The sequence below is a fragment of the Halomonas sp. LBP4 genome (genome assembly GCF_003202205.1).
Taxonomy (GTDB): Bacteria; Pseudomonadota; Gammaproteobacteria; order Pseudomonadales; family Halomonadaceae; genus Halomonas; species Halomonas flagellata.
Genome location: NZ_PDOG01000002.1, coordinates 238,184 through 251,355 on the forward strand (window position 1 = coordinate 238,184; position 13,172 = coordinate 251,355).

11 protein-coding genes and 1 pseudogene are annotated in these 13,172 nt (G+C 68.0%); 5 read left to right on the forward strand and 7 right to left on the reverse strand.

Annotated features, from left to right (window positions below; genetic code table 11):
• Nucleotides 1–11 precede the first annotated feature (11 nt).
• The 4 genes from argA to glrR all read left to right on the forward strand — a co-directional run bounded on the left by argA (nt 12) and on the right by glrR (nt 5,669).
• Entirely contained in the window at nt 12–1,325 is a 1,314-nt protein-coding gene (gene argA / locus CR157_RS08125; protein WP_110283054.1) for an amino-acid N-acetyltransferase, read from the forward strand.
• A gap of 869 nt (nt 1,326–2,194) precedes the next feature.
• On the forward strand, nt 2,195–3,691 hold the full coding sequence (locus tag CR157_RS08130; RefSeq protein ID WP_110283055.1) for an ATP-binding protein: 1,497 nt from the start codon (nt 2,195–2,197) through the stop codon (nt 3,689–3,691).
• A gap of 2 nt (nt 3,692–3,693) precedes the next feature.
• Nucleotides 3,694–4,233, forward strand: a complete 540-nt coding sequence (locus CR157_RS08135; protein ID WP_110283056.1) for a hypothetical protein — start codon at nt 3,694–3,696, stop codon at nt 4,231–4,233.
• A gap of 62 nt (nt 4,234–4,295) precedes the next feature.
• Nucleotides 4,296–5,669, forward strand: coding sequence for a two-component system response regulator GlrR (gene glrR, locus CR157_RS08140; protein WP_110283057.1), 1,374 nt, complete (start codon nt 4,296–4,298; stop codon nt 5,667–5,669).
• Between the two features lie 495 nt (nt 5,670–6,164).
• Here glrR and xseA read toward each other — a convergent pair whose 3' ends face one another.
• The 3 genes from xseA to CR157_RS08155 form a co-directional block, all read right to left on the reverse strand.
• Nucleotides 6,165–7,508 carry an exodeoxyribonuclease VII large subunit gene (xseA, locus tag CR157_RS08145; RefSeq protein WP_110283058.1) on the reverse strand — a complete coding sequence of 448 codons (1,344 nt, stop codon included), beginning with the start codon at nt 7,506–7,508 and terminating at the stop codon, nt 6,165–6,167.
• Between the two features lie 124 nt (nt 7,509–7,632).
• Nucleotides 7,633–8,226, reverse strand: coding sequence for a PRC-barrel domain-containing protein (locus CR157_RS08150; RefSeq protein WP_110283059.1), 594 nt, complete (start codon nt 8,224–8,226; stop codon nt 7,633–7,635).
• A gap of 41 nt (nt 8,227–8,267) precedes the next feature.
• Entirely contained in the window at nt 8,268–8,465 is a 198-nt protein-coding gene (locus tag CR157_RS08155) for a CsbD family protein (RefSeq protein ID WP_110283060.1), read from the reverse strand.
• Between the two features lie 213 nt (nt 8,466–8,678).
• Between CR157_RS08155 and CR157_RS08160 the strand changes: the two are divergent.
• Nucleotides 8,679–8,891: pseudogene (locus tag CR157_RS08160) on the forward strand (IMP dehydrogenase); the annotation flags it as partial.
• 76 nt (nt 8,892–8,967) lie between these two features.
• Here the strand turns inward: CR157_RS08160 and CR157_RS08165 are convergent.
• From CR157_RS08165 to CR157_RS08180, 4 genes are all read right to left on the reverse strand, one after another.
• Nucleotides 8,968–10,035: an AbrB family transcriptional regulator gene (locus tag CR157_RS08165; RefSeq protein ID WP_258364102.1), complete on the reverse strand. Its 1,068-nt coding sequence runs from the start codon at nt 10,033–10,035 to the stop codon at nt 8,968–8,970.
• A 79-nt stretch (nt 10,036–10,114) separates the two neighbouring features.
• Nucleotides 10,115–11,644, reverse strand: a complete 1,530-nt coding sequence (locus CR157_RS08170) for a tripartite tricarboxylate transporter permease (RefSeq protein ID WP_110283061.1) — start codon at nt 11,642–11,644, stop codon at nt 10,115–10,117.
• A gap of 12 nt (nt 11,645–11,656) precedes the next feature.
• Nucleotides 11,657–12,118 (reverse strand): tripartite tricarboxylate transporter TctB family protein, encoded by a 462-nt coding sequence (locus tag CR157_RS08175; RefSeq protein WP_110283062.1) that lies wholly within the window; start codon nt 12,116–12,118, stop codon nt 11,657–11,659.
• Nucleotides 12,115–13,098: a Bug family tripartite tricarboxylate transporter substrate binding protein gene (locus CR157_RS08180; protein WP_110283063.1), complete on the reverse strand. Its 984-nt coding sequence runs from the start codon at nt 13,096–13,098 to the stop codon at nt 12,115–12,117. Before CR157_RS08180 ends, CR157_RS08175 begins: the two co-directional genes overlap by 4 nt.
• Between the last annotated feature and the right edge of the window lie 74 nt (nt 13,099–13,172).

The window sequence follows — 13,172 nt, forward strand, 5'->3', positions numbered from 1 at the left end:
GGAGTGCGGCCTTGGATACTCGTTTCCCCTTCGTCGACTGGTTCCGCAATTCCTCGCCCTATATCAATGCCCACCGGGGCCGAACCTTCGTGATCCTGATCGAGGGCGAGGCCATGGCACGCGGGCGAAGCGAACAGCTGATCCAGGACCTGGCGCTGCTGCATACCCTGGGCGTGCGGCTGGTGGTGGTGTTCGGCATTCGCCCCCAGGTCGATCAGGCCCTGGAGGCGGCCGGTATCGTGCCGAAGTGCCACCAGGGTCACTGGGTCGCCGACCAGGGGATCATGGAGTGCGTCGAGCGTATCGCCGCCGAGCAGCGCCTGTGGCTGGAGGCACGGCTGTCGCTGGGGCTGCCCAATACCCCGCTGCACGGAGTCGAGCTGACGGCGGTCTCGGGCAACCTGGTGATGGCCAAGCCGCTGGGCGTGCGCGAGGGCATCGACTTCCATCACACCGGCGAGGTGCGCCGGGTGAGGGCCGCGGCCATCGAGGGGTTGCTGGAGAAGGGGACGCTGGTGGTGCTGCCGCCGCTGGGCTTCTCCAGCACCGGCGAGGTATTCGACCTCGACGCCTCCGAGGTGGCGCAGCATGCCGCCATGGCGCTTTCCGCCGACAAGCTGATCCTGCTCGGCGAGGCCAGCGGCCTGTACGACCAGAGCGGCCGGCTGCAGCGCCAACTGACCCCGGCCGATGCCGAACCGCTGCTGCGCCAGGCCGACCCCGGCAGCGAGCTGGCCCGCCACCTGGGCGCGGCCTGTGCCGCCGCCCGGCACGGCGTGGCCCGCACCCACCTGATCTCCTGGCACGACCACAACGCCCTGCTCGGCGAGCTGTTCACCCGCGACGGGGTGGGCACCATGATCACCCAGCACCGCTACGAGCAGCTGCGCCCGGCGGAACTCGGCGACATCGGCGGCCTGCTCGAGCTGCTCGAGCCGCTCGAGCGCCGCGGCATGCTGGTGCCGCGCTCCCGCGAGCGGCTGGAACACGAGATCGACGACTACCTGGTGATCGAGCGCGACGGCATGGTCATCGGCTGTGCGGCGCTGCACACCTTCCGCGACGCCGAGATGGCCGAGCTGGCCTGCGTGGCGGTGCATGACGACTACCGCGGCGGGGCCCGGGGCGAGCTGTTGCTGGCGGAGATCGAACGTCGTGCGCGGCGCCTGGGGCTCACGGCGCTGTTCGCGCTGACCACCCATACCACCCACTGGTTCTTCGAGCACGGCTTCCGCATGGCCGACATCGAGGCCCTACCGCCGCTCAAGCGCGACACCTACAACCACGCCCGCAAGTCCAAGATCCTGGTCAAGCCGCTCGCCTGAGCGGCCCCCCGCCCTTCCCCTCGCGATTCATGGGCGCTGAGTGCTGTCGTCGGGTGGCGTCGTGGTCCGAAGGGGTGTCTCCATTGGCATACGTTTCAATGCACTGATTCTAGTGGCTTTTTTCTGTTTGGCGAATTGGGTGTCGCCATGCGGCGACGAAAAGCCAGCGAAAATTCGCCCTTTGGCGAGAGATCGGTCACGCGAGGTGGCGTGCCAACCTTGTTGTTCATAACAACTCATTGAAAATAAAAGGAATGCCAATTTCCTGGCACGATACTGGCAATAGGTTGGGTGAGCAACGGAAGCGGTTCATTACGGCTCGAGCCGCTTTCCGATCGCCAAGGGAGTCCGGTCAAACACTGCCCTGTGCGTCCGGCCCCGGAAGCGATCAGCGTCTGCTCCAAGCGATGTGTGACTTTAGGTTGCGATGAGACGGGTACCGCCGCCAGGCAAGGAAGGGTACCAGAAGGGCAAGGACGCCCAGGCAAGGATGCCTCATCCCCCTTCCGGGGGGATCGAATCGCGCAGCATCGCCTTCGGCACAGGCCGCGGCGGTGGTGCCAGGAACGAAGCAGGGGTGGTTCGCCACCCGCATGTGAAGATGGGCCCTGGTAACTAACGATCTTCACATGGCTTCGGGGCCCATGGCCCATGGAAAGCGGGCCGATCGATCTGACCAGGCAGTCGAGCGGTGTGTTTCCCAGACCCTTTCAGTTCCCTGCGTACTTGGGCCGGCTCTGCCGGCCCTTTTTTTACCCCCCCTTTTTTGGGTGCATGGCAGGCAGCGGAAGGCTGCCCAGCAGAACTCTGGTATTCTTTGAGCGTAAACGATGGCAATGCCTCTCACTATTCTGCAAAGAGCTCTGGTCATGACCACCCGAGTCTCGCGTCGCTGGCGCCCTCGCTCATTGCTGCAGCTCGTTCTGCTGGCTTTTCTCGTCGTCATGCTCCCCCTGGCCGTGCTGATGCTCCAGGCCGGTCAGGCCCTGTCGGAGCTGTCGCGGCTGGCCGATGTCAGCGCCCGTCAGGCGGTGGAAGAGACCCGGCGGGCGCGCTCGCTCAGCGCCCTGGCCCTGGAGATGGAGCGCGGCGCTCGCCAGTACGCGGTGGTCGAAGAGGAGAGCCTGATGGAGATCTACGCCGAGCGCATCGAGGAGTACCGCGAACTGCTCGCCCAGCAGCGCCAGCTGCTGCCCGATGACCCGGACGTGGCGGCGCTGCAGGAGCAACTGGAGGAGCTCGCCCGGCTGCCCGAGCTGCCCATGGAGGAGTTCGAGGAGCGGCTCACCGACTTCCTGCCCTTCGCCCAGCATACCGACGCGATGCGGCGTGCCACCAACCGCCAGATCGACTCCCGCATCGAGGTGATTCGCGAACGTGCCGAGGCCGTGCAGACCCGGCTGTGGCTGCAGACCGCTGCGCTGGTCTCGGCCAGCCTGGTGCTGATGTTGCTGTTCACCTGGCTGATCATCCGTCCGGTGCGCCAGCTCGAGCGGCGCGTGCTGGGCATCGGCAGCGGCCGCCAGGCGCATGTGGTGCGGCCCATCCAGGGGCCGGCCGAGCTGGTGCAGCTCGACGAGCGGCTCGACTGGCTCTCGTCGCGCCTCGAGGAGCTCGAGGCCGAGAAACAGCAGTTCCTGCGCCACATGTCCCACGAACTCAAGACCCCCCTGGCCAGTGTGCGCGAAGGCTCGGCGCTGCTCGCCGACGGGGTGGTCGGCGAGCTGTCGCCGCACCAGCGCGAGATTCTCGAGCTGATCGACGCCAGCGGCGGCGAGCTGCAGCGGCTGATCGAGCAGCTGCTCGACTACAACCTGCTGCAGCACAACCGCCAGGTGCAGGCCGAGCGGCTCGATGTCGCCACCGTGGTCAAGGAGGTGCTGGCCAAGCACCGCCTGGCACTGGACAACAAGGGCATGCGGGTCGACTGCTTCGACGGTCCGCTGGAATGGCTCGCCGACCGCACCGCCACCACCCGCATCCTCGACAACCTGATCTCCAACGCCATCGCCTATGGCGAGGATGCCGGCGAACTGGAGATCCGCGCTCGCCGCGGCCACGACCGCCTGGTGATCGAGGTGGCCAACAGCGGCGAGCCGATCGCCGACGAGGACCGCCCGCGGCTGTTCGAGGCCTTCTATCAGGGCCGCGCCCGCCGCAAGGGGCCGCTCAAGGGCTCCGGCATCGGCCTCTCGGTAGCCGCCGATTGCGCCCGGCTGCAGCAGGGCAGCCTGGAACTGGTGAACGACCCGTACTATGCGGTCTGTTTCCGTCTGACCTTGCCGCGTGCCCATGCGACGGAGCAGATCGCCCCTGATCATCCGGCGCTCGTCGGAGAAGCAAGCGCCCACGCAAGGAACCGATGACGATGAAATTTCGCCCTCTGCTGGCCTGCCTTGCGGTGACCTGGTTGGCCGGTTGCGAATTGCTGCCCGAGCAGCCGCGCTCGATGGCACCGAAGGTGGCCCAGCCGGCGGCCAAGGGCTGTCATGCCGTGATTCCCGATTTCGACGACGAGGCCTGCCTGCTGCCCGACTGGGTCGCCTTCGGGCTGGCCTCCCAGCGCGGCGAGCGCAATTGGCGCGACGTCATGCTCTCTCGCCTGGCGGGCGAGGCCAAGGAGCGGAGGCTGGCTCGGGCCGTGCTCCTGGCCTGGGGCAACGAGAACCAGTGGGATCGCGCATCCGAGCTCTTCAAGGCCGACTTGCATACCGCGCCCGCGGCGCTGCAGCCGCTGCTGCGCTACTGGCTCAACGAGGTGGAGGGGCGCCGTGCCATGGCCGGTCGCCTGGCGAGTTCCCAGGAGGAGCTTGCCGCAATGGAAGCGGAGAACGCCGCCCTGGCCGAGAAGCTGGAGGCGCTCACCGCCATCGAACAGAACATCAACCTGCGACAGCAGAACGACTGACAGGGAGATGAAACGTGAAGCACGCTACACGAATGCAAGCTAGCCGAGGGCCTGGCGCGCGGATGTCCGGCGCTCGCGAGCCCAGTGCCCATATCCTGCTGGTCGACGACGACGTCAGTCTGCTCAAGCTGCTGGGCATGCGCCTGGAGAGCCGCGGCTACCGGGTGACCACCGCCGAGAGCGGCCGGCAGGCGCTCAAGGTACTGGAGACCGACCGTCCCGAACTGGTGCTCACCGACCTGCGCATGGACGAGATGGACGGCCTGGCGTTGTTCCAGGAGGTCCAGCGCCAGGCCCCGGGGCTGCCGGTGATCCTGCTCACCGCCCATGGCTCGATTCCCGACGCCGTCAGCGCCACCCGCCAGGGGGTGTTCAGTTTCCTCACCAAGCCGGTCGACCGCGACGAGCTGTTCGCCGCCATCGAGGAAGCACTGGCCCAGACCAGCGGCCCCACCGCCGAGGGCGACGAGTCGTGGCGCGCGGCGATCATCACCCGCAGCCCCGACATGGAGCGCATCCTCGAGCAGGCGCGCATGGTGGCGGCCTCCGACGTCAGCGTGCTGATCACCGGCGCCTCCGGCTCGGGCAAGGAACTGCTGGCCAATGCCATCCACAAGGCCAGCTCGCGGGCCGGCAAGCCGTTCGTGGCGATCAACTGCGGGGCGCTGCCGGAGCAGTTGCTCGAGAGCGAGCTCTTCGGCCACGCCAAGGGCGCCTTCACCGGCGCGGTCAGCCAGCACCAGGGCCTGTTCCAGGCCGCCGATGGCGGCACCCTGTTCCTCGACGAGATCGGCGACATGCCGCTGACGCTGCAGGTCAAGCTGCTGCGCGCCCTGCAGGAGCGCCAGATTCGCCCGCTGGGCTCGACCGCCTCGACCCCCATCGACGTGCGCATCATCTCGGCCACCCACCGCGACCTCGACCGCGCCATGCACGAGGGCGAGTTCCGCGAGGACCTCTACTACCGCCTCAACGTGGTCAACCTCAAGCTGCCGGCGCTCAAGGAGCGGGCCGAGGACGTGCCGCTGCTGGCCAAGCACCTGGTGACCCAGGCCGCCGAGCGCCACAAGCCCTTCGTCAAGGGCTTCTCGCCGGAGGCGCTCAACCTGCTCGCCTCCAGCGGCTGGCCCGGCAACGTGCGCCAACTGGTCAACGTGGTGGAGCAGTGCGTGGCCCTGACCAGCTCGGCGATGATCCCCGAGGCGCTGGTGGCCCAGGCCCTGGCCGCCGAGGACAACGCCCTGCCGACCTTCAACGACGCCCGCGCCGGCTTCGAGCGCAGCTACCTGATCAAGGTACTGAAGATCACCGAGGGCAACGTCACCCAGGCGGCACGCATCGCCGGGCGCAACCGCACCGACTTCTACAAGCTGCTGGCCCGCCACGACCTCGAGCCCGGCACCTTCAAGCCGGCCGCTCGCCACAGCGAGGAGTGAGAAGACGCCGACGTTGGCGATGCCTCCGGGGGCCGGGAAGGTCCCGGGATTTCCGGTGATGGTCGCAATGTTTCTGAAAAATCCGCTGGTTGAGGTCGCTCTTGTGATGGGTCGCCAGCGCCGGGAGGCCCTCTGGGGTCAGACCCTGAGGCCTCCCCAGAAACATTTCAGCATTATCAATGTGTTGGGCATGGGTGGGTGGCAGGCTGCCAGCGCTGCCGGTCCCTATGGGGTCAGACCCCGGCGGCGTCGCATCCGCTCGCAAGACGCACCATGACGGGCTTCGCGACTTGGCTGGGGTCTGACCCCATAGGGGCAGCCTCGGCGCCTTATTCGGCGAACAAGCTATCAACGTCGAGAAAAATGTGGGGATTCGTCGGGGCCTGACCCCCTAGGGGCGGCCTCGGGGCCTTTTTCGGCGAACGTGCTGCCATCTTCGAGATATTCGTGGGGATGCCCCTGGCTCAGCCCCAGGGATGCCCTCCTTGTCGTCGCTTACCCCTTCAGCCGCCGCTTGACCTCCAGCGTCAGGCGCCCCTCGCCCAGGCGGGCGGTGAGGGCCTGGCCGGGTTCGGTGTCCGTCGCCCGGCGGATCACCTGTCCCCGGTCGTCTTCCAGGATCGCATAGCCACGCCCCAGCACCGCCAGCGGGCTCACCGCCTGCAGCTCGCGGGCCAGGCCGCCGAGCCGCTCGCGCCGGCGGGCGAGCTCGCGCTGCACGGCCGGGATCAGCCGGCCACGGGCGCGGGCCAGCCGCTGTCTCGCCTCTTCCAGCTGGCGACTCGGCGGGTGGGCGGCCAACCGCTGGGCCAGGTGCGCCTCGCGGCGGCGCTCGGTCGCCAGCCGCCCCTGGATGGCGCGCACCATCCGGGCCTCGAGCTGGGCCAGGGTCGTGCGCTGGCGCGCCAGCGCCTCGCGGGGGTGGCGCAGCCGGGCGCGCAGGTGGTCGAGGCGCTGGGCCTCGCGCTCCAGCCGGCCGAGCTGGGCGCGCCGTAACCGGTTGCCCAGGGTGACCAGGCGGGCGGCCAGTTCGCGCCGGTCGGGCACCAGCTGCTCGGCCGCGGCGGACGGCGTGGGGGCGCGCACGTCGGCGGCGAAGTCGGCGAGCGTCACGTCCACCTCGTGGCCCACCGCCGACATCACCGGCAGCCGCGAGTGGAAGATCGCCCGGGCCAGGTGCTCGTCGTTGAAGGCCCAGAGGTCCTCCAGGCTGCCGCCGCCGCGGGTGATCAGGATGGCGTCGCGGGCCGGGTCCAGCGCCGACTGGCGGTTGAGCAGGCCCAGCGCCGAGATCAGCGCCGGGGCCGCCTCGCGGCCCTGCACCGGCACCGGGATCAGCGTCACCGCGACCTGCGGCCAGCGCGCCGCCAGCACCGCCAGCACGTCGCGGATCGCCGCGCCGGTGGGCGAGGTGAGCACCAGCAGGTGGCGTGGCGGGTAGGGCAGGGGGCGCGCATTGGCGAACACCCCCTCGGCGGCGAGCCGGGTCTTCAACCGTTCGAAGGCCGCCAGCAGCTCGCCGACGCCGGCCGCCTGCACCGCCTCGACGATCAACTGGTAGTCGCCCCGCGGCTCGAAGATCGACAGCCGCCCGCGCACCTTGACCCGGTCGCCGTCGCGCATCGGGGCGGCGATGAAGCGCGCGCGGTTGCGGAACAGCGCGCAGCGCAGCTGGGCCCGGTCGTCCTTGAGGGTGAAGTAGAGATGCCCCGAGTTCGGCCGCGACACCCCCGAGAGCTCGCCTTCGACCCACAGCTCGCCGAAGTCGCGCTCCAGCGTCTGCCGGGCGCGACGGTTCACCTCGCTGACGGAAAGGGCGGGGGCATCGGGGCGGGACATGGCACTCTCTCATCCTGACGGGGGCGAGCCGCCACTCTATCATGGCGGCTACCCACCCATGACGCCGAGCCTGGCCGGCTCGGCGTCATGTCATGGCGGTGGGGCGATGGCCCGTCAGCGGAGATCAGCCTTGGTCTTCGGGGGCTTCAGCCTCTTCGGGCGCTTCAGCCTCCTCGGGGACTTCAGCGTCTTCGGGGACTTCAGCCTCGTCGGGAGGCTCGGGCGTGGACTCTTCGTCGGGGGTCAGGGCCTCGCGCGTGCTATGCCAGGCGCTTGCGGCACCCTCGCGGGTCTTCTCCCAGGTCTCGCGAGCTTGTTCCCTGGCCCGTTCCCACCAGTCACGGTCGTACTCCGGAAACGCTTCCATCTCCTCGGCGGCGGCTTCCACCAGGATGCGGTGCGTGGTAGCGCCAGCCTCGTCCAGCTCGCTTTCGAGCCGGAACTGTTCGGCTTCGACGACCACCTCGCGTCCGCCCAGGCCCAGGACCGTACCACTTTTGACCACGATGGCGGTGACGCGCATGTCGTCATCGAGCAACAGGTTCTCCACGCGACCGACGTCTTCCTCGGGGTCGTCGGCCAGAAAGACATCGGAGCCCAGAATGTCATCGGCTGCGTAGAGGCCCTGGGGGGCACCGGGCTCCTCGACAGCCTGGGCAACGAGGGCGAGGCTTCCAGCCAGGGCCGCAATCGCAACGGTCAGGACGTGCTTGTGCATGGCAGTCCTCCAGTGGCTCGTCGATCGAGCCACAACTCGGATTAGAGTTTCCTGGCCCATTCATCGGCCTGCTTCTCGGCCTCTTCGCGGGCCAGGCCGTACTTCTGCTGCAACTTGCCGACCAGCTGGTCGCGCTTGCCTTGGAGCTGATCCAGCTCGTCATCGGTGAGCTCTCCCCAGCTCGAGCGAGCCTTGCCCTTCAGCTCCTTCCACTTGCCTTCGATCTGGTCCCAGTTCATGTCGACACCCCTTTCCTGAGCGGCACGTTGCTTGAGGGAAGCCTTGGTCGAGCCTATCCATTTTAGTTCACTGCGGCGAACCTGATGGTAATACCAGCTTTTCTAATGGGCCGGCTCGTAGGCAGGCTACGCTTCCGTTGCCTTTCCCCCCGTGACGTGACCCACCCATGGCCGTTATGAAGGTTGATTAACTTCACTCCCCCCGCCAGCGCACTGGGTGTTGCGGATTATGTTACGTATGGCCCAAGTACTACGTTCGATGACGTATTACTCGTACCCGGCTACTCCGAGGTCCTGCCCAAGGACGTCAGCCTTCGGACCCGCCTGACCCGCAACCTCTACCTGAACATCCCGCTCGTCTCGGCCACCATGGATACCGTGACCGAAGCCCGCCTGGCCATCGCCATGGCCCATTTCGTGGGTATCCATGGATGTCGCGACAGCTAGTGTTGGAGTGACTGCAGCCGCGATGGAAGAGGGCCGCATGGGTTCCCTGGTCGTATCAGGCGCTCCAGCGTCGGCAGTGGTTCAGCAGCACGGGCATCAGCAGGATCAGCACCGTGATGCGCAGCAGGTGGTGCGAGGTCACGAAGGCGGGGTCGATGCCCAGCGAGAGAGCGACGAGGCTCAGCTCGGGTGCGCCGCCCGGCATATAGGCCAGCAGTGCCGCGGCCAATGAATAGCCCGTCAAGGCATGCGCTCCCCAGGCGGCCAGAACGGCGATCAGCAGCAGGGCGACCGTCTGCAGCACGGCCATCGTCAGGTCGTAGCCCACATCGAGCAGCGAGGTGCCCGCGAAGCGCACCCCCACCGAGACGCCGATGATGACCTGGGCCAGGGCGATGATCGTCGGCGGAATCGCGGCCTGGGTCACGCCCGTCAGGTGCAGCGCGGCCGAGATCAGGGCCGGCCCGAACAACAGCGCGTTGGGCAACCTCAGCCAGTTCCCCATCCACACGCCGGCCACTCCGGCGGCGGCGAGCCAGGCCGCATCCTCCAGCGTCGGCAGCCACAGCCACTGCGCCAGGCTCATCGCCCCAGGCTGCAGGCTGACATGGCCGATGGCCTGCAGGAGCGGTGGAATGGCAATCAGCAGGATCAGGATGCGTACGGCATGGGTCATGCCGACGGTGCGCAGGTCGGCGTTCGAGTCCATCGCCATGAGCGTGACCGCCGACACGCCACCGGGCACCCCCGAGTACAGGGCGGTATCCGGCGAATTCCCGGCCACGCGGCGGGAGAACCATACCGAGAAGGCCATCATCACGGCCGTGGCCAGCAGCATGATGACCAGGCTCGTGCCCCATAGGGGCAGGTCGCCGGACAGATCGGGGGTGAAGGCCGAACCCAGCATCACGCCAATGACCACCAGCACCGCCTTGCGTGACGAGCTTGGTGGGCGCAGCCGGATGCCCGCCAGGCTGACGACCGTCGTCACGATCATCGCGCCCAGCAACCAGGGCAGGGGCATGTGCAGCCAATAGGCGAGGCCGCCACCGCCGATGCCCAGTGCCAGTGTCGGCAGGAACCTGCCCGTGGTGATCATCCGCTGCCTGATGGTGCTGTTCAAAGCGCTGTATTCTCCTCTAGCCCGTTAGGGGGAGACGTCGAACCCGCCAGCGGGCTCGCGGTGACGGGAGTGAACGGTATCAGTCGTCCTCGACCTGCTCCAGTGGCCTGTTGCCGGGCTGCAGCTTCGCCAACAGCTTCGGCAGCAGCCAGGGCAGTACCAGCAGTGCCGCGGCGGCGATCCACAATCCCAGCGAGATGCCCGAACGCCACAGGATCTCCACGTCGCCGCCGCTGATCGCCAGGGCGCGGCGCAGGTTCTCCTCCATCAGCCCGCCCAGCACGTAGCCGAGGATCACCGGGGCCAGCGAGAAGCCCAGCTTGCGCAGCAGGTAGCCGAACACGCCGATGGCCAGCATCAGGTAGATGGCGGTGAGATCGGAGTGGAGCTGATAGACCCCGACGAAGGCCAGGAGGGCGATACCCGGCACCAGCACCCAGCGCGGGATGGTCAGCACCTTGGCGAAGACGCCGGCCAGCGGCAGGTTCAGCGCCAGCAGCACCAGGTTGCCGATATACAGCGAGGCGATCAGGCCGCCGGCGACCTCGGGGCGCTCGCTGAACATCATCGGCCCGGGGGTGATGTTGTAGAGCATCAGCGCGCCGAGCAGCACGGCGGTGGTACCGGAACCGGGAATGCCGAGGGTCAGCATGGGCACGAAGGAGCCCGCCGCCGAGGCGTTGTTGGCCGCCTCGGGCGCCGCCAGCCCACGCATGTCGCCGTTGCCGAAGGTGCCCTCCTTGTCGGAGAGGCGCTTCTCGGTGGTGTAGGACACCGCGCCGGCCACCGAGGCCCCGGTGCCGGGCAGCACGCCGATGATGAAGCCGATCAGGCCCGAGCGCAGCATAGCGCCCTTGCAGAACAGGATCTCCTTGAGGCTGACGAACACGCGGCCCAGCGGCGGGATGTCGCCCTCGCCATCCTGGCGGTTGGCGTGCTCGAGCATCAGCAGGATCTCGCTGATGGCGAACAGCCCGATGATCATCACCACGAAGTCGATGCCGTCGTAGAGCTCGGCCATGCCGAAGGTGTAGCGCAGCACGCCGGTGCCGGAGTCCACGCCGACGGTGGCGATCAGCACGCCGAGCACCGCGCCGATGGCGGTCTTGACCGGGTCCTTGCCCATCATCACCGACATCGAGGCGAAGGCGAACACCATCAGGGCGAAGAACTCGGCGGGCCCGAACATCACCGCGACCTCGGCGAGCAGTGGCGCGAACAGCGTCAGGCCGAGGATGGCGATGGTGGCGCCGACGAACGAACTGACCGCCGACAGCCCCAGCGCCGGCCCGGCCAGGCCCTGCTTGGCCAGCGGATGGCCGTCGAGGGTGGTCATCACCGCGCCGGCATCGCCGGGCACGTTGAGCAGGATGCTCGACATGCGCCCGCCGTACTCGGCGCCGGTGTAGATGCCGGCGAGCAGGATCAGCGCCGACTCGGCCGGCAGGCCCAGGGTATAGGCTAGCGGCATCAGGATGGCGATGCCGTTGATCGGGCCGATGCCCGGCAGGGCGCCGAACAGCGTGCCGAGCAGGGCGCCGAGGAAGGCCAGCCCGAGATTGAGGGGGCTCAGGGCGACGCCGAAGCCCTGGATCAGGAAATCGAACATGGATGGGCTCCTCTACGCCAGGGCGCTCAACCACAGGCCGTGGGGGAGCGAAATCCCCAGCCCGCGGGTGAACAGGAAATAGCTGCCCACGGCCATCAGCGCGCCGGTCAGCAGCGCCTTGCCCCAGGCGGCGGCGAAGAGCCGCGCCAGGAGCGTGATGGCCAGCAGTGAGGTGACGATATAGCCGAGGCGGGTGAACAGGGTGGCGTAGACCAGCAGCACCCCGAGCACCGCCAGGAGTTTCAGGCCCAGGGCCCCATGCGGCCAGTGGCCGTTGTCGCCGGGCTTGGCCACCAGCACCAGCGACAGGCCGGCGAGCAGGATCGCCAGGCCCAGCGGGAAGGCCTTGGGCCCGACGGGGTCATAGCTGAAGGGCACTTCCAGCTGCAGGGCCTGGACAGCGACGAACGCCGCCAGACCGAGCAGGCAGAGCCCCAGCAGTCGGTCGGCGGCCCGACGTCCGGGAACCGTCATTGCGCCAGTCCCACTTCTTCGGCCAGTGACTTGAACTCGGCGACCTGCTGCTTGACGTAGCCGTCGAAGTCATCGCCGAAGCGCGACATCGGGAACAGCCCGCGGGCCTCGCGCAGCTCGGCGAAGGCCGGCTCTTCGGCCAGCGCCGCGAGGCGCTCGACCCAGGCCTGATAGGCCGCGTCGTCGACATTGGGGCCCATGTAGTAGCCGCGCCAGATCGGCCACTGGACGTCATAGCCCTGTTCGGCGGCGGTGGGGATCTCGGCGTAGGGCCCGTCCATGCGCTCTTCGGACAGGGCCGCCAGCACGCGGACCTTGCCGCTCTCGAGCTGCGACTTGAGCTCGGAGAGGTCGCCGGTGAACACCTGGATATGATTGCCGAGCAGCGCCGCCAGGGCCTCGCCGCCGCCCTCGAAGGCCACGTAGCGCAGGCTCTGCGGGGAGACGTCGGCGGCCTTGGCGGTCAGTGCCGCCTTCATCCAGTCCTGGCTGCCCACGGTGCCGCCGGCGCCGAAGGCGATCTCGCCCGGGTTGTCGCGCAACTCGTCCATCAGATCATCGAGGCTCTGCCAGGGGGCATCGGCATTGACCACGATGGCCCCGTAGTCGACGCCCAGCGCACCCACCCAGCGCACCTCGTCGGCGTCGTATTCGCCGAACTTGCCCAGCGCCAGGTTGACCGCCGCGCCGGTACTGGCCGCCACGATCAGGTTGGGATCGTCCTTGCGCACGCCGTTGACGTGGTTGTAGGCCACGGCGCCGATACCGCCCGGCATATAGCTGACGACCATCGGCCTGTCGATCAGCCCGGTCTCCTGCAGGCCGTTGGCCGCCAGACGACAGGTCAGGTCGTAGCCACCACCCGGTTTGGCCGGGGCGATACACTCGGTGGAATTGGATTGGGCCTGGGCGCCGCCGGTAAACAGCAAGCCCAGCAGAGCCAGGCCAGAGCAGTGACGGAAAGCCTTGTTGATCTTCATGGCGAACTCCTGTTCTCTTGTTTTCATCATCACCGTCGATGACAGGAGCGATGCTAGGCGCGCGACCTTTCATC

What these genes read in the sequence shown, in the direction of transcription:
- CR157_RS08130 (WP_110283055.1), top strand. Translation starts at nt 2,195, where the DNA reads ATGACCACCCGAGTCTCGCGTCGCTGGCGCCCTCGCTCATTGCTGCAG.
- CR157_RS08135 (WP_110283056.1), top strand. Translation starts at nt 3,694, where the DNA reads ATGAAATTTCGCCCTCTGCTGGCCTGCCTTGCGGTGACCTGGTTGGCC.
- glrR (WP_110283057.1), top strand. Translation starts at nt 4,296, where the DNA reads ATGTCCGGCGCTCGCGAGCCCAGTGCCCATATCCTGCTGGTCGACGAC.
- xseA (WP_110283058.1), bottom strand. Translation starts at nt 7,508, where the DNA reads ATGTCCCGCCCCGATGCCCCCGCCCTTTCCGTCAGCGAGGTGAACCGT.
- CR157_RS08150 (WP_110283059.1), bottom strand. Translation starts at nt 8,226, where the DNA reads ATGCACAAGCACGTCCTGACCGTTGCGATTGCGGCCCTGGCTGGAAGC.
- CR157_RS08155 (WP_110283060.1), bottom strand. Translation starts at nt 8,465, where the DNA reads ATGAACTGGGACCAGATCGAAGGCAAGTGGAAGGAGCTGAAGGGCAAG.
- CR157_RS08170 (WP_110283061.1), bottom strand. Translation starts at nt 11,644, where the DNA reads ATGTTCGATTTCCTGATCCAGGGCTTCGGCGTCGCCCTGAGCCCCCTC.
- CR157_RS08175 (WP_110283062.1), bottom strand. Translation starts at nt 12,118, where the DNA reads ATGACGGTTCCCGGACGTCGGGCCGCCGACCGACTGCTGGGGCTCTGC.
- CR157_RS08180 (WP_110283063.1), bottom strand. Translation starts at nt 13,098, where the DNA reads ATGAAGATCAACAAGGCTTTCCGTCACTGCTCTGGCCTGGCTCTGCTG.